This window comes from Streptomyces marincola (genome assembly GCF_020410765.1).
Taxonomy (GTDB): domain Bacteria; phylum Actinomycetota; class Actinomycetes; order Streptomycetales; family Streptomycetaceae; genus Streptomyces; species Streptomyces marincola.
The window spans coordinates 2,693,436-2,715,942 of sequence record NZ_CP084541.1 but is presented as its reverse complement, the minus strand read 5'-3'; the positions used below and the strand labels follow the sequence as shown (position 1 = coordinate 2,715,942).

At 72.7% G+C, this 22,507-nt stretch carries 21 protein-coding genes and 1 pseudogene; 10 read left to right on the top strand and 12 right to left on the bottom strand.

The features are described from left to right. Positions 1-21: 21 nt before the first annotated feature. The 3 genes from LC193_RS11460 to LC193_RS11450 form a co-directional block, all read right to left on the bottom strand. Entirely contained in the window at positions 22-945 is a 924-nt protein-coding gene (locus LC193_RS11460; protein WP_226073803.1) for a DivIVA domain-containing protein, read from the bottom strand. Positions 946-1,042: 97 nt separating this feature from the next. After that, the gene (locus tag LC193_RS11455) at positions 1,043-3,367 is read right to left on the bottom strand and encodes an SUKH-4 family immunity protein (protein ID WP_226073802.1); all 2,325 of its coding nucleotides are present in this window, start codon (positions 3,365-3,367) and stop codon (positions 1,043-1,045) included. Positions 3,368-3,371: 4 nt separating this feature from the next. Next, a complete protein-coding gene (locus LC193_RS11450) occupies positions 3,372-4,346 on the bottom strand; it encodes an SMI1/KNR4 family protein (RefSeq protein ID WP_226073801.1) in 975 nt (324 codons plus the stop codon). On the opposite strand from LC193_RS11450, the pseudogene LC193_RS11445 reads away from it, so the two are divergent. The 3 genes and pseudogenes from LC193_RS11445 to LC193_RS11435 form a co-directional block, all read left to right on the top strand. Further along, a pseudogene (locus LC193_RS11445) lies at positions 4,310-4,855 on the top strand (YwqJ-related putative deaminase); the annotation flags it as partial. The gene LC193_RS11450 and the pseudogene LC193_RS11445 overlap by 37 nt on opposite strands. A 21-nt stretch (positions 4,856-4,876) precedes the next feature. Beyond that, entirely contained in the window at positions 4,877-5,422 is a 546-nt protein-coding gene (locus LC193_RS11440) for an SUKH-3 domain-containing protein (RefSeq protein ID WP_404819531.1), read from the top strand. A 171-nt stretch (positions 5,423-5,593) separates the two neighbouring features. Next, positions 5,594-6,184, top strand: coding sequence for a putative glycolipid-binding domain-containing protein (locus LC193_RS11435; RefSeq protein WP_226073800.1), 591 nt, complete (start codon positions 5,594-5,596; stop codon positions 6,182-6,184). A 97-nt stretch (positions 6,185-6,281) separates the two neighbouring features. Here LC193_RS11435 and LC193_RS11430 read toward each other — a convergent pair whose 3' ends face one another. The 3 genes from LC193_RS11430 to LC193_RS11420 form a co-directional block, all read right to left on the bottom strand. Next, positions 6,282-7,283 (bottom strand): nucleoside triphosphate pyrophosphohydrolase, encoded by a 1,002-nt coding sequence (locus tag LC193_RS11430; RefSeq protein ID WP_226073799.1) that lies wholly within the window; start codon positions 7,281-7,283, stop codon positions 6,282-6,284. After that, positions 7,280-7,954 (bottom strand): SurA N-terminal domain-containing protein, encoded by a 675-nt coding sequence (locus LC193_RS11425; protein WP_226073798.1) that lies wholly within the window; start codon positions 7,952-7,954, stop codon positions 7,280-7,282. Before LC193_RS11425 ends, LC193_RS11430 begins: the two co-directional genes overlap by 4 nt. Positions 7,955-8,038: 84 nt before the next feature. Further along, entirely contained in the window at positions 8,039-9,331 is a 1,293-nt protein-coding gene (locus LC193_RS11420; protein ID WP_226073796.1) for a DUF6716 putative glycosyltransferase, read from the bottom strand. A 336-nt stretch (positions 9,332-9,667) separates the two neighbouring features. Between LC193_RS11420 and LC193_RS11415 the strand changes: the two genes are divergently transcribed. Both LC193_RS11415 and LC193_RS11410 read left to right on the top strand, forming a co-directional pair. Then, positions 9,668-10,456, top strand: coding sequence for an ABC transporter ATP-binding protein (locus LC193_RS11415; protein WP_226073793.1), 789 nt, complete (start codon positions 9,668-9,670; stop codon positions 10,454-10,456). Further along, positions 10,453-13,035: an ABC transporter permease gene (locus tag LC193_RS11410; RefSeq protein WP_226073791.1), complete on the top strand. Its 2,583-nt coding sequence runs from the start codon at positions 10,453-10,455 to the stop codon at positions 13,033-13,035. Before LC193_RS11415 ends, LC193_RS11410 begins: the two co-directional genes overlap by 4 nt. 186 nt (positions 13,036-13,221) lie before the next feature. On the opposite strand, the gene LC193_RS11405 is transcribed toward LC193_RS11410, so the two are convergent. The 6 genes from LC193_RS11405 to LC193_RS11380 all read right to left on the bottom strand — a co-directional run bounded on the left by LC193_RS11405 (position 13,222) and on the right by LC193_RS11380 (position 19,436). Then, complete coding sequence (locus LC193_RS11405) at positions 13,222-15,213, bottom strand: polysaccharide lyase family 7 protein (protein WP_226073790.1); 1,992 nt, start codon at positions 15,211-15,213, stop codon at positions 13,222-13,224. A 241-nt stretch (positions 15,214-15,454) separates the two neighbouring features. Continuing rightward, positions 15,455-16,966, bottom strand: coding sequence for a DEAD/DEAH box helicase (locus LC193_RS11400; protein ID WP_226073789.1), 1,512 nt, complete (start codon positions 16,964-16,966; stop codon positions 15,455-15,457). 309 nt (positions 16,967-17,275) lie between these two features. After that, complete coding sequence (locus LC193_RS11395) at positions 17,276-17,479, bottom strand: cold-shock protein (protein ID WP_086160139.1); 204 nt, start codon at positions 17,477-17,479, stop codon at positions 17,276-17,278. Between the two features lie 337 nt (positions 17,480-17,816). Next, a complete protein-coding gene (locus LC193_RS11390; protein WP_226073788.1) occupies positions 17,817-18,155 on the bottom strand; it encodes a MerR family transcriptional regulator in 339 nt (112 codons plus the stop codon). A 244-nt stretch (positions 18,156-18,399) separates the two neighbouring features. Next, positions 18,400-18,612 (bottom strand): DUF397 domain-containing protein, encoded by a 213-nt coding sequence (locus LC193_RS11385; RefSeq protein ID WP_226073787.1) that lies wholly within the window; start codon positions 18,610-18,612, stop codon positions 18,400-18,402. Further along, positions 18,609-19,436, bottom strand: a complete 828-nt coding sequence (locus tag LC193_RS11380) for a helix-turn-helix domain-containing protein (protein WP_226073786.1) — start codon at positions 19,434-19,436, stop codon at positions 18,609-18,611. Before LC193_RS11380 ends, LC193_RS11385 begins: the two co-directional genes overlap by 4 nt. 447 nt (positions 19,437-19,883) lie before the next feature. Between LC193_RS11380 and LC193_RS11375 the strand changes: the two genes are divergently transcribed. The 5 genes from LC193_RS11375 to LC193_RS29095 all read left to right on the top strand — a co-directional run bounded on the left by LC193_RS11375 (position 19,884) and on the right by LC193_RS29095 (position 22,347). Beyond that, positions 19,884-20,117 (top strand): hypothetical protein, encoded by a 234-nt coding sequence (locus LC193_RS11375; RefSeq protein ID WP_226073785.1) that lies wholly within the window; start codon positions 19,884-19,886, stop codon positions 20,115-20,117. A gap of 39 nt (positions 20,118-20,156) precedes the next feature. After that, a complete protein-coding gene (locus tag LC193_RS11370; protein ID WP_226073784.1) occupies positions 20,157-20,426 on the top strand; it encodes a type II toxin-antitoxin system prevent-host-death family antitoxin in 270 nt (89 codons plus the stop codon). Next, entirely contained in the window at positions 20,423-20,569 is a 147-nt protein-coding gene (locus LC193_RS11365) for a type II toxin-antitoxin system RelE family toxin (protein ID WP_226073783.1), read from the top strand. Before LC193_RS11370 ends, LC193_RS11365 begins: the two co-directional genes overlap by 4 nt. Positions 20,570-20,664: 95 nt before the next feature. Further along, positions 20,665-21,408: a phosphotransferase family protein gene (locus tag LC193_RS11360; RefSeq protein ID WP_226073782.1), complete on the top strand. Its 744-nt coding sequence runs from the start codon at positions 20,665-20,667 to the stop codon at positions 21,406-21,408. 459 nt (positions 21,409-21,867) lie between these two features. Next, positions 21,868-22,347 (top strand): protein kinase domain-containing protein, encoded by a 480-nt coding sequence (locus LC193_RS29095; RefSeq protein WP_318842147.1) that lies wholly within the window; start codon positions 21,868-21,870, stop codon positions 22,345-22,347. Positions 22,348-22,507 lie beyond the last annotated feature (160 nt).

Below are 22,507 nucleotides of genomic sequence, written 5' to 3'. Positions count from 1 at the left end.
GCCCGGCCGCCCCGCCCGCCGTCACTCCTCGCGCCCGCCGTCCCGGCTCCCGCCGTCACTCCTCGCGCCGGGGCGCGGAGTGCGGCCCGTGAGCGCGGCCAGGGTGGTGCGGATGTGCGCCAGGTGCGCGCGCACCTGCTCGGACTGCTCCGCCAGCTCCCGCGCCGCCCGTTCGCTCTCGCGCTCCGCGCGCAGGCGCCGCACGCGCGCGTCCGCGAGCAGCTCATCGCGCCGCGCCTCGGCCGCGTCCTCCCGCTCCCGCGCGTGCGTCTGCGCCTCCTCGTACGCGCGGCGCGCCTCCGCGAGCGTCCGGTCCGCCAGCTCGGACAACTCGGAGACGCGCGCGTCGGCCGCCGCCTCGTCCGCCGCGAGCCGTTCACTCAACGCCCGCTCCGCCGCCGCCTGTTCGTTCCGCTGCTGCTCGCGAAGGCGCGCGCACCGCCGTTCCACCTCGGTGAACACCGCCGCCGCCTCGGCCCGCACCGCCTCCGCCCCGCGCCGCGCCTCCCCGACGACGCGGTCCGCCTCGGCCCGCGCCCGGTCGAGCAGCTCGTCCGCCGCCGCGTCGCCCGCGGCGCGCCGGGCGGCGGCCTCGGCCGCGGCCCGTTCCCGCAGCTCGTTCGCCGCCGCGACCGCGCTGTCGAGCAGCCGCGACGCGTCCGCTTCCGCGTCCGCGCGCACCTGCGCGGCCTCGGCCTCCACCTCGCCGAGCAGTTCAGCGGCGCGCGCGCCCAGCGTGTCGAACGCGGGTGGTGGCAGCGCCGCCACCACGGCCGCGAGCCGGGCCGCCTCCTGGGTCATCTCCTCGACCCGCGCGTTCAGTTCGGCCACGCGGCGCCACGCCAGCTCCTGGTCCTCCGTCAACCGCGCGAGCGCCCGGTCCACTTGATCGGGCCGGTAACCGCGGCCCCGCGCCGTGCCGAAACCTGTCCTGGGGAACGTCATGGGGACATCGTCCCCGCCGGGGCGCGGTTTGAAAGGAACACCGTCCGCCCGAGGGGCGCGCCCCGCCGAGCGGGCGGGACGGCCGCCCCCAGTCCCCTTACAGCAGCCCGTCCCACATCTGTTCCAGCAGGACCGACCACCAGCTCTCCGGATCGGCCACCGCCGTCGGGTCGAGCGAGCCGAGCTGCACCTGGAAGTCCGTCGTCCAGCGCCCGGCCTGCTCCGAGTTCAGCCCGAGCCGCAGCCGCCACATCCGCCCGAGCAGCGCCATGCAGCGCGCGAACTGGGGCAGCGACGCGTTGACGAACTGCGGGGGCGTCGGCTGCCCGCCGGGCCCGGCCTCAAGCGGCACCGCGACGATCGCGGCCGTTCCGTACTGCACGCACAGCTGCCGCCCGAAGTCCGTGCCTATCACCAAGTAGGAGCCCGCGTCGGGGGCGGGCTGCACGCCGCGCTCCATCGCCAGCTCGCCCAGCGTCGGCACCGGGCGGCCCGGCTGCGCCTGCGCCCAGAAGAACGGGCCGATCTCCAGCGGCAGCCCCGACCACACCAGGGTCTGCGCCACGATCTCGGGAACGCCCTGCCGCGACACCGTCTGCGGCGTGTGGCGGAACACCCCCTGCGGCCCGAACGCCTGCACCAGCTCCTGGCCGATCACGTCGAGGCCCACGGCGGGCGCGGCGTGCTGCTGCGGCAGCGGCGCGCGCACCGGCGCGGAACGCGGCGGCCCGTCGGCGAACTGCTGCAACTCGTCCTGGTGCTCCACCAGATGCCGAACGCCCGCCTGCCGCGAGGCCAGGTCGCGGCCGTAGGCGGCGGTGTGCGTGATCCGCACCTGCGGCCACGTCTCACGGATCATGCGGGCGCAGTAGCCGCCGGGCAGCTCGCACGACTGGAGCTCCGTGTGCAGCTCGATGACCTGCTGCGGCGGCACGTTCATGCTGCGCAGCTCGTGCAGTATCTGCCACTCCGGGTGCGGCATGCCGGGCGCCGAACGCCTGATCAGCTGCTGCTCCGAGCCGTCGGGCGCGCGGTAGCGCAGCACCGCCATGTACCCGGAGCCCACCGCGGGCTGCCCGGGCGGCGGGTAGCCGTACCCCGCGCCCGGCGGGGGCGGCGGCGGGGGGCCGTGCCCGGCGGCGGGGCCTGGCGGCGGCGGCAGGCTGCCGGGCGGCGGCGAGGACGAGTGCCCGGGCGGCGGGCCCGGCGGGCCCGGCGGGCCCGGCGCGGCCGGCGGGGTCGGCGGGGTCGGCGTCCCGGCGTCGCGCAGCGCGGCGACCACGTCGGGGTCGACCATCCGCGTCGGCACGTACGCGGGGTCCGTGTTCTCCTCGGTGCCCGCCGTGGCCGCGCCGGGCGCCGGCGGCGGCCCGGGGGGCGGCGGCACGCCGGGCCCGCGCCCGCCCCGGGCGGGCGGCGGCGCCGGGGGGCCGGACAGGGACGCGTCCGACTCCTCCGTCGCCGCGTCCCCGGCGCCGGGCGCGCCGGGGAACGGCGGCGGGGACGGCGGGGGCGGCGTGCCGCCGGCCGGCGGCGGCGTCGCCTGGTGCGTCCTGGTCCTCGGCAGCGCGCTGCCCTGCGGCATGATCGCGGTCCGCGCCTCGGACGAGGGCGGGGTGGGCGTCGAGGGCGGGGCGTCGTCGGCGGCGCTCACGGGCGCGGAGAACACCGTGGCGGGCGGCGCGACCGACTCCGCCTCGGTGTCGCTGCCCGAGGTGTCGGTGCCCGCCCAGGGGGAGGAGTCGTCCGCCGGCTCCCGCACGTCCTTGCCCGCCCACGGGCTGCTCGCGGGCGGCGGCGTGGTGTCCTTGCCCGCCCACGGCGACGCTTCCGGCGCGTTCGCGGGCGGTTCCGGCGCGGTGCCGAGCGGTTCAGGGCCGTTCGCGGGCGGTTCGGGCGCGTTCTCCGGCAGTTCTGGACCGTTGCCGGGCGATTCGGGCGCGTTGCCGGGTAGTTCGGGTGCGTTCTCCGGCGGTTCGGGTGCGCTCCCGGGCGCTTCCGGGGCGTTCCCCAGCGGCTCAGGACCGTCCCCGGGCGGCGCGGCCGGCGCGTCCCCGCCGCCGGGCAGGCCCGCCCGGTCGGCCGCGTCCTGGAGCCACTGCGGCGGCGTCAGCAGGAACGAGGTCGCGTGCAGGTCGGCCGAGGGCTCGGGCGCGGGGGCCGCGCCGCCCGCGCGGCCGTACTCCTCCTCGTAGCAGCGGATCACGTCGCCCACCGGAAGCGCGGGCCACAGCGTCGTGTCGCCGCTGTCCCTGGCGATCACCAGCTTCGTCCCGCCGACGGCACCGCCGTCCGGGTCCTCGGCCCAGGCGACGAACCCCAGGTCGAACTCCCGCACCCGCACCTCCCGGCGCGGCCCGGGCGCGCCAGGGGCGTTCACCCACCGCTCGGCGCGGTCCTGCGCCTGTGCGAACGTGACCACGTGCTCACCCCTCCACCGGAACGGCGTGCGCGAACCCGCCGTCCACCATCAGATCGGCCACGGTCGTCAACTCCGGCGGATTGCCCGCGAGCCGCAGCAGGAAGTCGTCGAAGTCGGCGCCGCACGGCAGCAGCAGCTCGTCGACGCGCTGCGCCACGGTCAGCCCGTCCCGGTCCCTGAAGTCGTCGGACGGGCACAGCCAGACCGAGCCGGCGCCCTCGCCCTTCACCCGCACCGCGAGGATGCCGCCCTGCACGAACGCGACGGCGAGGAAGTCCTTCGTCAGGTGGTCGCGCAGGCACTTGTTGATGTAGACGAGGTCGTTGACCGCGGCCTCCTCGCGCAGCGTGAAGAACGGCTGGTCGACCAGCAGGCCGAGGTCCGCGTCCAGCGCGACGCCCACCGGGGCGCAGCCGCCGCCCGCCTTGAGGAACGACCGGTACGCCTCGGGCAGCCGGTAGCCGAGCCGGTCCTCCGCCGCGCCGAGGCGTTCCTCCGGCACCGCGTCGGTGTGCGGCACCGCGAAGTGCACCGGCCTGGTCTCGGCCAGCGGCCGGGTGCCGCGCTTGGTCCGGTCGGCCCGCGTCGTGGACAGGCCGCCGTGGTGCCGCAGCAGCGCCTTGACCTCGGCGGGCACCAGTTCGAGACGCCTCGTCCCGGCCACGTGGTGCCACGTCCAGCCGTGCGGCGTCGCCACCGGGGACAGCGCGGCCCACAGCTCGTGCCCCGCCGCGTGCAGTGCGGCGTTCGCGGACACGTAGTCCGTCAGCCGCAGCTCGTCCACGCCGAAGCCCTCGGGGGGTTCCGCGATCTCGGCCGCCGCTCTCGCGTACGGCGAGAAGTCGGGGTAGCCGTTCGCGTCGACCCGGACGCCCTGCGGATAACGAGCCGCCCGCACCGGGTCGGGGAACTGCACGGTCTGCCCGGCATAGGCCCTGTTCGGTGGCGCGGCCTGCTGTCCGAGCCGACCTGTCGTCATGGCGGTACGCCCCCTGCTGTCACGTCACGCTGTTGGCGCACAGCCTATGGGCTGACGATGACGGTGGCACGATCGTCCACGTGATATCGGATACCCACGGCCCGCCGCCTGGCGATCCCGGCCCGCGACGCGGCCCCGGAGCGGCGCCTCCCGTGCTCCTGCACCGCCGCGACGGCATCCTGCCGACCACAGCGGCTGCCCTGTCCCTGCCTGCCCGCTCCCAGGCACTGACCGGTACGGCGAGCCGCAATCCCGCCGTTCCCGACCTGCACCCGCTGGTCGCGGAGATCCTCGGCGGCCTCGGCGCCGCACAGCGCGAGCGCCACCTCGGGCGCTGCCCCGAGCCCGCCCTGCTGTCGCGCTGCCTGGTCGAGGCGGGCGCGCACACGCTGGAGGAGGCGCGTGCCGCCCTGCACGACGCGGGCATCACCACGCGGCACATCCGCGAGGACGGCGACCCGCAGCACGGCGAGTACGCGCCGCACTGCCGGTCCTGCACCGCGCTGCTCGCGCGGTTCGGCGTGCGCAGCATCAGCTCGGGCGCCCCGCAGAACGGGCCCGGCGATCCCAGGGTCCCCGACGCCGCGCCGCCCGGCGCCCGTTCGCCGGGGTCGGTCGACGAGGCGCTGGCCGCGGCCGGCTGGGAGCCGGGCCGAAGACACGCGGTGCGGGCGGAGGGCTGGGCGGACGTGCTCAGCGCCCACCGCTCTCCGCAGGGCCACCCGCACAGCCTGTTCCCGGCGGCGTTCGAGGCCTGGGCGGAACTGGGCGCGCTGCGGCTGCACCCGGTGGGCCCCGGGCGGGAGTTCGCGGCCACGACGGTGGTCGTCGACCCGCTGCGCGGCCTGCACTGGGCCCGCACACTCGGCGACCTCGGCCGCGCGCTCGACACGCGGCTGAGCCCGCTGGGCGAGGAGGGCGGCGGCACCGCGCTCCTCGCGATCGACATGGAGGGCCGGACGTACGCGGTGGACCACACCGGCGACTGGTACCTGGGTCCCGACGTGCTCAGCGGCCTGACCACCCTGCTCACCGGCGCGGCCCCGCACCGCCTGCTGCCGCCCGAGGGCTACTGACCCGGCCCGCCCCGTGCCGTTCCCGCCTCCGGCCGGGGCGGAACGGCACGGGCGGAACGGCGCGGGGCGGAACGGCCGGGGCAACGCGGGCACATGCCGCGCCCCCGCCGATCGCCTGTCCGGTCGCGGCCGTTCCGCCGGGCGTCCCGGGGCCGGTGGGAGGATGACAACATGGCATTCCTCCCCCCGCCCCGGTCGGTGGCCTGGGCGCATCAGGACGCGCGGTCAGGGTTCGAGGTGGCGTTCTTCCTCCCGCGCCGCGACGGAGGCTACGACATCGAGGGCTCGACCGCCGCCGCGGAGGACGGCCGGCACTGGATCGTCGATTACGCGATCACCCTCGACGCCGCCTGGAGGACGCGACGGGCGCGCGTCACGTCGCGGTCGGAGGCGAACGCGGCGCGTTCGACGGTGGTCGAGGCCGACGGCACGGGTCGCTGGCACGTGGACGGCGCGGTCGCACCGCACCTGGACGGATGCCTGGACATCGATCTGGAGTCCTCGGCGTTGACCAACGCGCTGCCGGTGCACCGCCTCGGCCTGCCCGTCGGCGCGCGGGCGGAGGCCCCGGCGGCGTACGTCCGCGTCCTCGACCCGGCCGTCGAGCGGCTGGCGCAGTCGTACGCCCGGGTGCAGGACGAGGGTTCCCACCAGCGGTTCGACTACACGGCTCCGGCCTTCGACTTCGCCTGCCGCCTGGTCTACGACGCGTCAGGTCTGGTACTGGCCTACCCCGGTATCGCCGTCCGCGCCGCCGATTGAGGCGGCGGTCGCGGAGCCGTTCGCGCTGTCGTTCGCGGTGCGCGGGCGATCACCGGCCCGGCGCCGCGCCTCAGCCGCCCGCCGGACCCGCCGCGCCTCAGCCGCCCGCCGGGCCCCCCGCCCGCTCCGCCGCGCGGATCGCCTCGCGGTAGGCGCGGGCCGCGGCGCGCAGCGCCGCCTCCGGGTCGACGCCTGCCGCCTCGGCCTCGACGGCGAGCGCGAGCAGCCGCGTGCCGAAGTCACCGGCCGGCCCCGGCGCGTCCGCCCCGCCGGGCAGCGGCGCGTCGAGCCCGGCCGTGCGGGCCCGCGCGGCCAGCTTCGCGGCCAGCGCGAGGCCCGGCTGCCCCAGCGGAACGCCCTCGGTCACGGACGCGCGCCGCTTTTCCGCGGCCTTCTCGCGCAGCCACAGCGCCTTGACGTCCTCCGCCGTCTCGGCGTGCTCGTCGCCGAAGACGTGCGGGTGGCGGCGGATCAGCTTGGCGACGATGGTGTCCGCCACGTCGTCGATGTCGAACGGCTGCTCCGGGTCGTCCCGCGCGATGACGGCGTGGAAGACGACCTGGAGCAGCACATCGCCCAGTTCCTCGCGCAGCTCCGCGCGGTCGCCGGTCTCGATCGCCTCGACCAGCTCGTAGACCTCCTCAAGCCCGTACCTGGCGAGATCGGCCGCGGTGCGCGTCGAGGCCCACGGGCACACGGCGCGGATGCGGTCCATCACGCCGACGAGGTCGAGCAGCCGCGCGCCCGGCAGGTCGTAGGAGCCGGGCAGCAGCTCCAGTTCCGGCATGCCGTTCGCGCGCCCCGAACCGGCGAGCAGCGCGAGGCCGCGGGTCAGGTCCGGCTCGCCGTCGGCCGCCGCGAGCACCACCACGGTGCGGCCCCCGGCGCACGCGCCGATCAGCGCGGGCGCGTCCGCCAGTTCGGGCGCCCCCGTCTCCACCGTCACGCCGGCCTCGGCGAGGTAGGGCAGCTGCGGGTGGGCGGATGCGCGGCACAGGACGCGGTCGGCGCCGTGCAGCGCCTGCCAGGCGGCGTAGGACAGCAGTCCCGGCGCCACCCGGGCGGTCGTGGTGAGGAGAACGATGCGGCCGTCGGTCACCCGTCGAGCGTAACGGGCTGCTCCTGCTCGTCCGCGCCGCCCGCGTTCAGCCAGGGCGCGGGCGCGTCGGCCAGCACGACGCCCTCGGCGTCCCACTCGCCGTAGCGCGGGTTCACCTCGACGCCGACCTCGTCCGCGGTCTCCGCGAGGTACGCGGCGAGCTGCTGCACGCCACCGGCGTCCGGCGCGACGCCCAGCTCCTGCCCGAGGCCCTGGAACAGCAGCTGGATGCGCAGCATGCGGTCGATCTGCTCGTCGCCCGCCATGGGCGTGCCGCCCTGCGGCATCAACGCGGCCTGGGCGAGCGCGTCGGGCCCGCCGATGCTCTGCTCGGTCTGGGCCCTGGCCGTCTGCACGTCGCGGCGGGTGACCTCGACGCCGGCCTCGCGCGCCGCGTGTTCGAGCACCTGGGCGTACACGAGGAACTCGACCGTGTCGCGGGTGAGTCCTGGCGTCGACGACACCAGCTGGTCGCCCTGCGGCTGGGCGCGCTGGGCGTCGCGAACGGTCTCCACCTCGGCCTGGACGGTGGCGACGGAGATCCGCTCGCCGCCGACGACGGCCGCGGCACCGGGGTGGGCGTCGGTGGAGCAGCCGGTCAGCAGGGGGGCCGCGACGACGGCGAGGGCGGCGGCGGAGACGGACAGTGCGGACGTGCGGCGGCGCTTCACTGGGCCACTCCCGTGGGCGTTCCGGTAGGTCGGTCGATCTTATGCAGCCGCACCGGGCGCTGTCAGCACTGCGCGTGCGCCTTGTCAGCCCTGCGCGAGGCGGCGGATGACCGGCGCGACCCGCTTGCGCCCCACCCGGTACAGGCCGCCGGCGCCGCGCTGGATCAGCTTGCGCATCGCGGTCGGGTTCGCGGCGGAACCGCTGGGCAGCGGCCGTCCGCTCAGGCCGATGCCGTGCCGGCCGAGCAGCGTCTCCAGGTAGTCGGACGCGTTGCCCGGCGTGTAGTAGGGGCGCATGCGCGGCAGCGGCGTCACGCGGTCCCGCAGCTGGTCGAACCGGTCGCGCGCGGCGGCGAACGGGTCGCGCCTGCCGATGCCGTGCTCGGCGGCCCACGCGTGGTCGGCGCGCGGCACCAGGCCCTCGTCCAGTTGCGCGAACGAGGCGAGCGCGCCCGAGGCGACGAAGAAGTGGTTGCCGTGCGCCTCGCGCACGCCGTAGTCGGTGAGGATGGCGGTGGGTATGCCGCGGTGGATGGCCTCCATGGCCGCGGTCGAGCTGATGGTGACCAGCAGGTCGGTGCGGTCGAGGACTTCCGCCATGTCGCCGTGCACGGCCTTCAGGTTCTCCGGCGGGTCGGGCAGCTCCTCGAACAGCGCCTGGTACGGGTGCCGTTCCAGGCGCGTCGCGGTCTCGCCCGCGCGGGCGCGCAGCTTCAGCAGTACCTCGCGGTCGGGGTGCCGCCTGGCGTGCCGCTGGAGCTTGTCGAGCAGGCCGAGGCGCGCGGCCCGCCCGGCGGGCACGGTCGGCTGCACGGCGAAGCACACGGTGAACGGCCGGTCGCGGCCTGCGGCGGCCGGGTCGTGGCGCTGCCCGCCGAGGAACGGCAGCCCGGCCTCGACCACGCTGTAGGGGTCGGCGCCGACGCCGCGGTAGACCTCGCGGAAACGTTTCGCGTCGTGCGGGCTGTTGGCCAGGACGATGTCGGAGCCGACCCGGAGCAGCAGCCCGTCGACGACGTTCTCGTACACGACGCCGACGTATCCGGTCACGACCACGGGCCTGCGGCTCGCGGCCTCCCACGCCATCCCCAGGCTGTGGATGAGGGCGAGCGCGGTGCCGCCGGTCGTGCCGAGCACCAGCAGCTCGGCCTCCGCGAGGGACGGGTCGTCGATCAGCTCCGCGTGGGTGACGACCCGGCTGGTGTCGGGCACGATCCCGACCTCCGCGATCTGCCGTTCCGACGGGGTGGTGGCCGAGGCGAGGAACCGGGCGTCGAGCGCGTGCTTGGGGGCGAGCTGCCGGGCGACGAGCGCGGCCCACCGCCACCGGCTGTCGGAGTCCGCGAGTACGACGGCACGTGGCACAGCGCTTCCCATCGCCTGCATCCCTTCGGCGGAACGTGGACGTCCCTGAGCGTGCTGGGGGGTGGATCGGGGCACGGTGGTCCCACGCGGAGAGGCAAGAGTACCGTCTGCCTGCGGATTGACGAGCCGGTCGGCGGCCCCCGCCGGCCAGGACCGGAAACCCGTTTGCCCCTACCCCTACGGCATGGCTCATCCTCGTGTCGCGTCCCCTAGGGGGCGCGTGCGACTTTCCGCCGAGGAGCGGCTCGTCCCCTGGGGCGACGAGGTCGCGCCAGGCTGTCTCTAGTCTGCTGACACCAGGATGTTTCCGAACGTGATGCCGAGACCTGTTCTCGATAGGAGTGCAACGTGACAACCGCTGTAGAGGTTCCGACGACCGGGGGAAGCGGAGGCCACTCAGCGGTTGCCGCGCGGGCCGAGGGCGTCGTGAAGGCGTACGGCTCGGGCGAGACCCAGGTGCTCGCCCTCGACAACGTCAGCGTCGACATCGAGAAGGGCGTCTTCACCGCGATCATGGGCCCCTCCGGGTCCGGCAAGTCGACGCTGATGCACTGCCTGGCCGGTCTCGACACCGTCTCCTCCGGCCGCATCTGGGTGGGTGACACGGAGATCACCGGCCTGAAGGACAAGAAGCTGACGCAGCTGCGGCGCGACCACATCGGCTTCATCTTCCAGGCGTTCAACCTGCTGCCGACGCTCAGCGCGATCGAGAACATCACGCTGCCGATGGACATCGCCGGCCGCAAGGCCGACAAGGAGTGGCTGGAGCGCGTCGTGGCCACCGTCGGCCTGGGCGAACGCCTCAAGCACCGGCCGAACGAGCTCTCCGGCGGGCAGCAGCAGCGCGTGGCGGTCGCCCGCGCGCTGGCCGCCAGGCCCGACATCATCTTCGGCGACGAGCCCACGGGGAACCTCGACTCCCGCGCGGGCGCCGAAGTGCTCGGCTTCCTGCGCCGTTCCGTCGACGACCTCGGCCAGACCATCGTCATGGTCACCCACGACCCGGTCGCCGCCGCCTACGCCGACCGCATCGTCTTCCTCGCGGACGGCCGCATCGTCGACGAGATGCGCGAGCCCACCGCCGACCGCGTCCTCGACCGCATGCGGGGCTTCGACGCCCAGGGGCGCACGTCGTGACCGTCCTGAAGACCTCCCTGCGCAGCTTCTTCGCGCACAAGTGGCGCATGGTGCTGTCCGCGATGGCCGTCGTGCTGTCGGTGGCGTTCGTGTGCGGCACGCTGGTGTTCACCGCCACCATGAACACGACGTTCGACAAGCTGTTCAGCGACGCCGCGTCCAACGTCATGATCGCCCCGGCCGAGGAGGAGGGCGAGAGCACCTTCGACGCCGCGCCCGCCAACGGCGTCCCCGAGACCGTGCCGGGCAGCGTCGCCGACGAGGTGGCCGCCGTCGAGGGCGTCGAAAGCGCCACCGGCACCCTGTACTCCACCGGCGCCACCGCCATCGGCGCGGACAACGAGAACCTCGGCCCGGCCACCGGCGCCCCCACCCTCGTCGCCAACTGGTCCGAGATCGAAGAGCGGACCATGGAACTGGTCGAGGGCGACGCGCCGCAGGGCTCGGGCCAGGCCCTCGTCGACTCCGACACCGCCGACAACAACGACCTGGCGGTCGGGGACACGATCCGGCTGCTGACCGTGTTCGGCGACTACGAGATGACCATCACCGGCATCGCCGAGTTCACGGTCACCAACCCGGGCGCCGCCCTCTTCCACACCGACCTGCCCACCGCGCGGGAGATGCTGCTCGGCGGCGCGGACGGGTTCACCGAGATCTACGTCGACTCCGACGGCAGCCTGAGCGACGAGGCGCTGCGCGACGCCGTCGCCCAGGCCGTCGGCGCGGACGCGTACAAGTTGCAGACGGCGGACGAGTACATCGAGGAGAACCAGGACGAGATCGGCCAGGTGCTGTCGATCCTCCAGTACGTGCTGCTCGGCTTCGCCGGCATCGCGCTGCTGGTCGGTATCTTCCTCATCGTCAACACCTTCTCGATGCTCGTCGCGCAGCGCACCCGCGAGATCGGCCTCATGCGGGCCATCGGGTCCAGCCGCCGCCAGGTGAACCGCTCCGTGCTGATCGAGGCGCTGCTGCTCGGCGTGGTCGGCTCGGTCGTGGGCTTCGGCGTCGGCGTCGGCCTCGCGGTCGGCCTGATGGCGCTGATGAGCGCGTTCGGCATGAACCTGAGCACCGAGGACCTGACCATCGCCTGGTCGGTGCCCGTCATCGGCATCGTCCTGGGCGTCGCGGTGACGCTGCTCGCGGCCTACATCCCCGCCCGCAGGGCCGGGAAGATCAGCCCCATGGCCGCGCTGCGCGACGCGGGCATGCCGGGCGACGTCAGGGCGGGCCGGGTGCGCGCGGTGCTCGGCGCCGTGCTCACGCTGGCCGGCCTCGGCCTGCTGGCCGCGACGGCCTCGGTGGACGAGGCGGCGGACGGCGCCGGGTTCCTGGCGCTGGGCGTGCTGTTCAGCCTGCTCGGCCTGATCCTGGTCGGCCCCGCGCTCGTGGGCCTCGTCGTGCGCGGGCTCAGCGCGGTGCTGCTGCGCGGCTTCGGCCCGGTCGGCCGCCTGGCCGAACGCAACGCGCTGCGCAACCCGCGCCGCACCGGCGCGACCGCGTCGGCGCTGATGATCGGCCTCGCGCTGGTCGCGGGTCTTTCCGTGGTCGGCTCCTCGATGGTGGCCTCGGCCACCGACGAGATAGACGAGTCGCTCGGCTCCGACTACATCATCCAGACGAGCAACTTCACCCAGCTCCCGCCGCAGATCGTGGAGGCGGCCGAGGGCGTCGACGGCCTGGCCAGCGTCACCCCGGCCCTGTCGGTCATGGCGGACGTCACCGCCCCCGACGGCACCACGGAGGAGCGGAACCTGGCCGCCTCGCCCGCGAGCTTCGTCAACGAGATGGCGCTCGACGTCGCCGAGGGCGACGTGGCCGCCGCGTTCGAGCAGGGCGGCATGACGATCGCCTCCGACTGGGCCGAGGAGAACGGCGTCGGCGTCGGGGACCGGCTCACCGTCGCGTTCGAGGACGGCGAGAGCGGCGAGCTCGAAGTCCGCGCGATCATCAACACCGGCAGCGCGATCGCCGGCACGTGGTTCGTGGGCACCGACACGGTGGAGACCTACCTCCCGGCGGAGGCCATGCCGCTGCCGTGGACGCTGTTCGCCTCCGCCGAGGAGGGCACGGAGGAGGAGACCCGCGCGGCCCTCGAAGCCGCCATGGAGCCCTACCCGCAGGTCGACGTCCGCGACCAGGCCGAGTTCAAGGAACTCGTGCAGAGCCAGGTCGGCCAGCTCCTCAACATGGTGTACGGCCTGCTGGCGCTCGCGATCATCGTGGCGATCCTCGGCGTGGTGAACACCCTGGCGCTCGCCGTGGTCGAACGCACCCGCGAGATCGGCCTCATGCGCGCCATCGGCCTCTCCCGGCGGCAGCTGCGGCGCATGATCCGGCTGGAGTCGGTCGTCATCGCCCTGTTCGGCGCGCTGCTCGGGCTCGGGATCGGCATGGCCTGGGGCGCGGCGGGCCAGCAGCTGCTCGCGCTTGAGGGCATGCCGGTGCTCGAAATCCCGTGGGGCACGATCATCGGCGTCTTCATCGGCTCCGCCGTGGTCGGCCTGCTGGCCGCGCTGGTCCCCGCCTTCCGGGCGGGCCGGATGAACATCCTCAACGCCATCGCCACCGACTGACATCTGAAGGAGCGTCCCCGCCTCGCACGAGGTACGGTGCCCCCGCCCACGCCCCGCGTGGCCGGGGGCACCGCCACGTCAGCCCCCGCGCCCCGGCCCCGTTCCGCACCGGCTCACCCGGGCGAGCCCCGGGGGCCGGGCACGAACCCGGCCCCCGGGGGGCGTTCCGTCCGGGCTACCGCCCGGTCACTCGTAGACGCGGACCCAGTCGACCTGGAACTCGGCGGGGCGCAGGCCGCCGTCGCCGGTGAAGTTGTCGAGCTGGATGTTCAGGTGCCCCGAGGGCATGTCCTGGATGTCGCCGCGCTCGTCGTTCGCGCCGTCCGCGACCCGGAACCACTCCTCGCCGTCGACGTAGCCGACCAGCGCGTCCGGCGTCCACTCGAACGCGAAGTTGTGCCACTCCGTCATGTCCAACGGGCACAGGTCCCGGCGTTCCTTCTCGTCCGTCGGGCTCTGCGGGTAGTGCAGGAACGCGGTGAGGCACTGCGCGTCCGGGTTCGAGTACTCGACCCAGTCGTACTCGCCGTTCTCCAGCCGGTTGCCCTCGGTGGGCCAGATCAGGTGCAGCGGGTGGTAGAGCCCGCCGCTCGACCCGGTGTTCTGCGAGCGCGACCGGATCTCCCACCGCCCGTACTGCGTGTCGAGGCGCTGCCTGAGCCACCCGGAGTCGCCGTTGGCCTCGCCGGTCATCGTCATGATGCCGTCCTCGACGACGCTGTTCTTGGCGCACCTGCGGCCGTTGCCGTCGTGGCCCTCCCAGCAGCCCTGGGTGCCGCCCACGGTGCCCGAGGGCACCGCCCACTTCTCCGGGTCGACCGGGCCGGTGTAGTCGAACTCGTCCGAGATCGCCAACGGCGTGCCCCAGCCGTGCCGAACGGCCGCCTGCGTGCTGTCGGAGCCGTCACCGCCGCCGTTGTCGCCGTCGTCACCGCCGCCATCGCCGCTGCCGTGGGTCACGGCGACGTCGTAGATCTCGACCTCGCCGTAGTTGTCGTCGCTGCACGGCGAGGAGTTGCCGCAGTTGGCCTGCGTGTAGGCCCCGGCCTTGAAGTAGTTGCTCGAATCGCGGTGCTCGATGGTCGTTTCGAGATCACCGTTGTAGTAGATGTCGATCTCGCCGTCGCTGACGACGTACCGCACCTCGAAGACCGTGCCGAGTTCGTAGTCGTCGGTGATCAGGTGGTGGTTGCTCTCGTCGCCCTCGGTGATCCACAGTTCCGAGCCTTCGAGGCGGATCACGGTCACGTCGTCGTCGCCGCCGTGGATCTGCGCGCCCACGACGTGCGGCTTGTCCTCGGGCAGGTGGGTGAACGCCTCCCGCACCGTCATGGTGTGCGTGCCGGACGTCGAGGACCACTCGGTCTCGTCGCCGCCGCCCGGCTCCATCTCCCGCAGCTCCGAACGCGGGTAGCTGGAACCGCCGGTCGTGACGCCGTTCACGGGCGCGCGGAAGCGGACCGCGTCCCCGGAGTCGCTGACCCGGAAGAACTCGTCGTGCACGTACTCGTCGAGGTCGGGCTGGAAGATCTCCGTGGGGTCCCCGTCGTCCCCGATGGGCAGGGTGACCTTCCAGTCGCTCAGGTCGAGCACGTCGGACGGGAACTCCGCGTCGCCGCCGTCGTCCCCACCGTCGTCCCCGCCGTCGTCGCCGCCCGGGGTGCCCCAGACCTCGACCTCGGTCAGGCTGTTCCAGTCGCCCTCGCCGTCGCCCTCGTAACCGTGCCCCAGGTAGCGGACCTTGGACGTCTGCACGGGGTCGAACCTGAACGTCTCAAGTCCCGTCGTCTCCCCGCTGGTCTCGCCGTCGTGCACGGTCACCCAGCGCGAGCCGGTCCAGTACTGGAGCTCGAACACGTTGCGGCGCTCGGTGCCGTTGTGCACGGCGAGCTTCATGTGGGTGACGGTCATGGACGCGCCGAGGTCGAGTTCGAGCCAGGCGCCGTCGCCCTCGCCCGACCAGCGGGTGCGGTAGTTGTCGTCGACGGCGTTCGCGGGCACGTTCTCGTCGCTGGTGCTCGCCGTGACCGCGTCGCCGTCCGGAGTGATCTGCACGGGCGCGGCGTGCGCGGGCGTCGGCGCGAGCAGCGCCGCGACGACCGCCGCCAGCGCGGCGCCCGCCCACGGCAGCCGGGCGCGCCGGCGCGGTGCGGAACGAACCGGGGGTGTTCCCCTCACCGAGTCCTCCTTGTTCGCCTCGTCGGCCCCGTCGTCCGGGACCGTTCGCGAAACCGGCCGGGACCCGGGCGCGCGGTGCGGACCGGGTCACGGAACCGGGATCGGCCGCGACCCTAGGCCGCGCGTCCGGGAGGGGTCCCGGGCGCGGCAGGCAGGAACGCCCGGCCGCCGCGCCCGGGCACGCGCCGGCCCCGGCCGGCATGCGCCGACCGGGGCCAACAGGTGCTGATCAGAGGGTGGTTCAGGCCGCGTCGACCCGCGCGGAACCGGCGAACGACGACCGCCGGCCCGAGCCCGAGCCGGAACGGCGTGCCGCACCGGAACGGCTCCCGCCGCGCCGACCGCGGGGCGCCGCACCGCGCGGCCGGGGCGGCGCCTCCGCGGGCACCGTGATCGTGACGGGAACCCCGGAGGGCGCCTGCGCCCCGGTGATGCGGCGCAGCTCGGCGTCACCGGCGCGCACCCGCGTGGTCTGCGGGGCGATGCCCGCCGCGGACATCAGCCGCGCCATGTCGCGGCGCTGGTCCGGCGTGACCAGGGTGACCACGCGCCCCGACTCGCCGGCCCGAGCCGTGCGCCCGCCCCGGTGCAGGTAGTCCTTGTGGTCGGTGGGCGGGTCGACGTTCACGACGAGGTCGAGGTTGTCGATGTGGATGCCGCGCGCCGCCACGTTCGTCGCCACCAGCACCGTGACCTGCCCGTCCTTGAACCGGGCCAGCGTCTTGGTGCGCTGCGGCTGCGACTTCCCGCCGTGCAGCGCCGCGGCGCGCACCCCGTTGCTCAGCAGGTGCTTGGCGAGCCGGTCGGCCGCGTGCTTGCGGTCGATGAACATGATCACGCGGCCCTCGCGCGCCGCGATCTCGGTGGTCGTGGCCTGCTTGTCCGCCGCGTCCACGTGCAGCACGTGGTGCTCCATCGTGGTGACCGCGTGCGCCGAGGGGTCCACGGAGTGCACGACGGGGTCGGTCAGGTAGCGGCGCACGAGCATGTCGACGTTCCGGTCGAGCGTCGCGGAGAACAGCAGCCGCTGGCCCTCGGGCCGCACCTGGTCGAGCAGCACGGTGACCTGCCGCGTGAAGCCCATGTCGGCCATCTGGTCGGCCTCGTCCAGCACGCTGATGGCCACCTGGTTGAGCCGGCAGTCGCCGCGGTCGATGAGGTCCTTCAGCCGGCCAGGCGTCGCGACGACGATCTCGGCGCCGTTGCGCAGCGCGGCGGCCTGCCGGCCGATCGGCATCCCGCCGACGACCGTGGCCAGCCGCAGCCGCACGGAGCGCGCGTACGGGGTGAGCGCGTCCGTGACCTGCTGCGCGAGCTCACGGGTGGGCACGAGCACCATCCCGAGCGGCTGCCTCGGCTCGGCGCGCTGCCCGGCGGTGCGCGCGAGCAGCGCGAGGCCGAAGGCCAGCGTCTTGCCGGAACCCGTCCGGCCCCGGCCGAGCGCGTCCCGGCCCGCGAGGGTGTTGGGCAGCGTCGCCGCCTGGATCGGGAACGGCACGCTCACCCCCTCGGCGGCCAGCGCGGCGAGCAGCGGCTTCGGCAGGTCGAGCTCGGAGAACGCCTCGACGGCGGGCAGCGCCGGAGTGATGGTCTTCGGCAGCGCGAACTCGCCCTGGAGCGGCGCCTGCCGCCGCGCCGGACCACTGGAACGGCCGGCGGCGGGGGAACGGAAACGGCTGTTCCCGCCCGCACCCTCGGCGCGGCCGGAACGCGAGCGGGAGTATCGGTCGTTCGTGCGTGTGCGGTTCCTCATGCAGAACCTTCCTCGATGCGGCGCGTATCAAGGCATTCCCGCGGCAGGAGAGCCGCGTGGGACATCGCGAGAACGAGCCGAAATGAAAACAGAAGAGAAAACGGGCCGAGCGGCGTTTCGCGACCGCGGTCGGCGGGCTCATACGGAGTCGGTCTCCGGAGCCGGAAGATGTGCCGGGCGGCGGCGGAGGGCGGCGCGGGACGCCGCGGCCGAGAGCGCCCGGGAAGCGGGGCGGCACCGTGCCGCCCCATGCAACGAGCTGGGGCCCGTACCCCGAGGTGCGGGCCCCAGCTCGTGCTGTGCGCTGTGTCAGGCGGCAACGATGTTCTCGGCCGTCGGGCCCTTCTGGCCCTGCGCGATGTCGAAGGTCACCTTCTGGCCTTCGAGCAGCTCACGGAAGCCCTGGCCGGCGATGTTCGAGTAGTGGGCGAACACGTCGGGGCCGCCACCGTCCTGCTCGATGAAGCCGAAGCCCTTTTCCGAATTGAACCACTTGACGGTACCGGAAGCCATGTCATTACTCCTTGGGGCATGCTCCGGGCCCACACCGTGCGAGCCCGTGTCGCCGTGATGATTGCCCTGCCCGGAAAATGACCGGAAAAGAAAAAGTGCCCCCAGCGGCAGAAGCGCCGGCGGGTGCACTTGAAGCTCTGGGAACCACAACTGCAACTGAGATCGACAGTAGCACGGGGAAGCGGGAGGCGCGCGGGCAAAAATTGCCCGCGCCCACCCGCACCAGATATCGTCATCGCGCCCGGGCCCTCAATCTCACGTCGCGATCGCAGAAAAAGCGGCTCTCTCACGTGAGCATCGGTGCCGGGCCCGGCACCGCCGGACGCCGCCCAGCGGCTCAGGCATCGGCCCCCGGCCGGTCCCGCGCGGCCGAGCGGCGCAGCTCCTCGTTGATCCGCTGGGCCTCTTCGAGCTGGTCCTCAAGGATGATGATGCGGCAGGCGGCCTCGACGGGCGTGCCCTGGTCCACCAGCTCGCGGGCGCGCGCGGCGATCCGCAGCTGGTAGCGCGAGTAGCGCCGGTGGCCGCCCTCGGAACGCAGCGGCGTGATCAGGCGCGCCGCGCCCAGGGCCCGCAGAAAACCAGGGGTGGTACCGACTATCTCGGCGGCGCGGCCCATGGTGTAGGCGGGGTAGTCGTCGTCGTCGAGGCGGTCGTAGGGGTTCTCCGCGGTCATTCACACCTCAGGTCGGTCACGCGTCCGGGGCCCTGGTGCCGTACGGCACCAGGGCCCCGAGGAGTTCGCACACCGCCCGCCGCTCCGCGCGGAGGACAGTGACTCCGGCAAGCCTACCTCTCTACCTCCGCCGGCACAGGTTTTCTCCGGCGGGTGCCCCCCGCCCCGACCGGCCGGACCTGCGGCCCGGCCGATCGGGTGTGCTCGGCATCACGCCAGCTTGAAGGCCCGGCGGCCCGAACGGTCAGGCGCGGCGGTCGTCGAGCGCGGCGACGAATGTCTGCCAGGCGGCGGGCGCGAAGGTCAGCACGGGCCCGGCGGGCACCTTGCTGTCCCGAACCGGCACCGCACCACCCCCCACGACCACCCCCGGCGCCCACTCGACGCACGCCCCGCCGTTGATGCTGTGGGAGCTGCTGACCCACTTGGTGTCCGGTGCGGTGTAGTGCGCAGTCATCGGTGTTCCTCTGAGATCTTTCGCATAAGGTCCAGTGATTCTTCAGGAGAGACGGCGTGGGCGCGCAACCTCTCGTGCATTTCGGCCACAGTTCTCGCGGTCGCACCATGTTGGTAGAGCCGACCGCCCACCGGCCCGTCCGTCCACAACGCGGTGGGTGTGTCATCTGTAAAGGTCATGAGGGAGAACGCGGAAGCGTGGGATGCGGCCGCACCACCGGCGAACGGCATGATTTGGAGGTCGATTTCCGGTTTTTGCGCCAGGGTGATCAAGTGATCGAGTTGGCCGGCCATCACCCCGTCTCCGCCGACGCGAGATCTGATGCATGCCTCATAAATGACAGCCCACAGCCTTGCCTTGGGGGCGGACTCGAAAGCATCCGGGTATCTGCGCATCCTGTTCGTCACCATGGCGTCGATCGTGGCGGCATCCTGATGCGGATTACCCGCTCGCAAGATGGCGCGAGCATAATCTTCCGTCTGCAAAAGGCCGTTGAGGCAGTGCACCGACCAATCCAGGACGCGCTCGGCCTTCGCTTCGAGCTTCAGGTAGGTGACGGCCCAGGACGGCGCTTCTGTCTCGCTGATTCTCTGCCGCAGTCGTGTGAACAGTCCTCCGGTGCCGAAGACGAGGTCGCAACGCTCGGCGAAGCGTGCTGATGGCATCAGGACGCCGTTCTCCACTTTGCTGACGTACGCGACCGAGTAGCCCGTCCCGCTGGCCAAGTGCCGCTGCGTCTGCTTCCGGCTGTCCCGAGCGGCCTTCACTTCGACGCCGAAGTGAGTATTGGCGCTCAACTGCTGCTCGGGTGTCACCTGATCCATGCTGTCACCTGCCAAGTTACCGATTCGGGCAGTCATTCGAGTTGAGAGGTCTTCAGTCAACCATTCTCGATCGTAGCCCAGCGGTGTTGTCTGATCACGGGCGGTGCGGGGGGTGCGGCCCGCCAAGGGAAGGCAAGCAACTGATCGGCAGGTGACGAGATGACCACCCCACAACCTGAGCCCTCCGGCGAGGCGGACCTCGAACAGGGCGCCGCTGAGCGGGAGTTGGTGGACCCTTCGGAGACGATTGCTGAGCGGACGGCGGCGTTGCTGCGGGAGGCGGAGCGTCTTGCGGCGGCGGTTCGTGACCATTTGGAAGGGCGATAAGAACATGAGTCGGAAACGAGATGAGCGGCACGTTCCCGGCGCTCGCCGGGTCGAGGTGGTCGCGCAGGCCGTCACGGGGTGTGCGCTCGTGCTGGCTGTGACGCTCGCGGTGGTGGCGCGATGAGGCCGCCCGGTGTTCAGGTGGCCGTGGAGGTCAACGCCGCCACCGTTCGCCGTGGCGACCAGCTCATGATCGGCGGCCAGGTCTTCGTGATCAGCGACCTCACGAGCATGCATCGCGGTGCCAAACGCCTGCACTTCACTTCGGGCGAGAGCATGACGCTGCACCCGTCCACGATCCTGTGGGCCGCCCGCCGCACCGACCCCCGCATCGCCCGCCGCCGACCGTTCTGACGAACAACGCGGCCCACCCCTCCCGCTACGGTGACCGGCATGAGCGAACCAGGCGATCTGCCCGACCGCGTCGACGAATCCGAACTCCCCGCCGCTCTCGGCCCTGTGCTGACGCGCTCGGCCGAGGGCGGCGTCACGGTGATCACCCGGAACGGGGAACCCATCGCAGCGGTGGTGTCCATGCGGGACCTCGAAGCGGCGGAGGAGGAAGTCGACCGGCGCCTCGCCGCACGCGAGCCCCCCACCGACGACGGAACGCGCACCTCTCTCTCCGACCTGCTCGCCGAACACACCAAGGGCGATGAGTGAGCGGCTACGAGGTCGAATTCACCTCAGCCGCCGAGAGGGAGCTCAAAAAGCTGGACCGGGCGACTCAGGCCAAGATTCTTTCCGCCGTGGCGGCATTGGGGCGCGATCCGTTCGTTCCGGTCTTCCGCCTGACGATCTCGTAGGTCACCCGATAGCTGCCTGCCAACCGAGGAACTGAGCCGTGCACCATCTCCCGGTCCCCGAACTGCGGAGACTTGTATACCCATTCACGGGTGACGTGAGCGCGGTCGAGCCTGTGGCGCGTGCGTCCGGCTCGGACGTGGCGGCCGTCGTGGACGGGGAGCAGGGCCGCTTCTTCGTCAAGGCGATGCGCAACGAGCCGGGAGGGCGCCGGGACTCCATCAGGCGTGAGCAGGTCATCAATCCGTTCGTGCTACCGGTCTCTCCGGCCATGCTGTGGTCCGCGGAGGGCGACGACTGGATCGCACTCGGTTTTGAGTACGTGGAAGGTCGCCCTGCGGACTTCTCTCCTGGCTCGGCGGATGTAGCTCGGGTGGTGGATGCTCTCAGCCGTATCGGCGCGCTCGATCTGCCCGAGGTCGCGCGAGGATGGACAGAGGATCGGTGGGACTGGTTCACTGCGAGTGACGAGGAGGTGGCACTTCTCCGTGGAGAATCTTTGATTCACGGGGACATTCATCCCGCCAATTTCCTCCTCGGGGACCGCCGGTCGTGGGTGGTGGACTGGTCCTGGCCCACCCGGGGGGCGGCGTTCATCGATCCAGCGACGCTTGTCTCTCAGCTCGTGAGCGCCGGGCACAGGCCGGCAGACGCCGAAGAACTGGTCAGTGGGTGCCCGGCTTGGCGGCATGCTGACCCTCGGGGGATCGACGTGTTCGCCGCTGCGACGCTGCGGATGTGGCGAGAGATCGCTGAACGTCAGGGGAACCCGGGGTGGGCCCAGGAGATGGTGGGATCGGTGGCGAGCTGGGCCGAATACCGGAGGGCACACGCGGGATGAAGCCGCCCCGCTGGTGCTGGATGCCTTGACATCACTGCCCGGCAGGACGACGGACGAGGGGCTGGCCTCCGACGTTGGGGCCGGCCCGGTCCGTCGCTGAGAAAGGGGGAAGTCATGGGCAAGGGGCCTTATGAACTGACCGGAGAATTGCGGAGCTTGCTGCGTCCGCGTTCGAGCCGCTTGGTAATGAACCGGCGTGGCTCCTCCGTCTGGCGTGTCACCGATGAGCAGGGGAAGCGTCACGCTGTGAAGCTGGGGTACGTCTCCTCCCCGACACACACATTCACGGCGCTCGCTCCGGCAAGGGAAGCCATAATCCTCCGGCAGCTCGGACGTGACGGTATCCACTGGGGCCATTGGGAGCACGGGACCTGGGGCGTGCAGCCTTGGCGGGCGGGCGAAAGCCTTTGGGAGTTGTGGGAGGGGTATCGGAACGGTACTCGCCACACGGGCACGCGCATGGCTGAGGCGCTGTCGTGTGCGGAGGAACTTGCCCGTCTCCATGACGCCGGTTTAGTTCACGGTGATGTGCAGCCGCATCACTTCATCATCGACGATCAGCGCACGCACCTGATCGACCTCGGCCTGGCGCACGGGGGCCGCATTCCTGAAGCCTACGACTTCCCGTTCCGCGGTTGCCTTGTCATGTACGAAAGCCCCGAGATCTCTCGAAGTGTTGTCGAGCAAGGTTCCGCCGTGCCGACACGGGAGAGCGACGTCTTCGGGTTGGGAGCGAGTCTCTTCATCAGTGTGACAGGGCTCAGGGCCGTGGAGTTCCCACCGGAAGCGGAACGGGAGGAGCAGCGCCGTGTGATCGCGAAGGGGCACCACCGGGAGGTCACCATCCCCGGGCCGTTGGGTGCGATCGTCGAAGCGATGCTGAGTCCCGTTCCGGCCGAGCGGCCGACTGCCGCCGAGGTGTGCGACGCGCTGGCTTAGCCTCGCGCCTTCGTCCAGCGACGCGAAGTTCTCGCCCTGTTGGAGAGGAGAGGCGCATGACTGATGCGGAGTTGGTCGCCGGGCGGCTGCGGAGGCAGCTTGCGGACCGGTTGGACGAGGGCGGTCACGTGAAGGCCCCGGAGTGGCGGGCCGCCGTCGA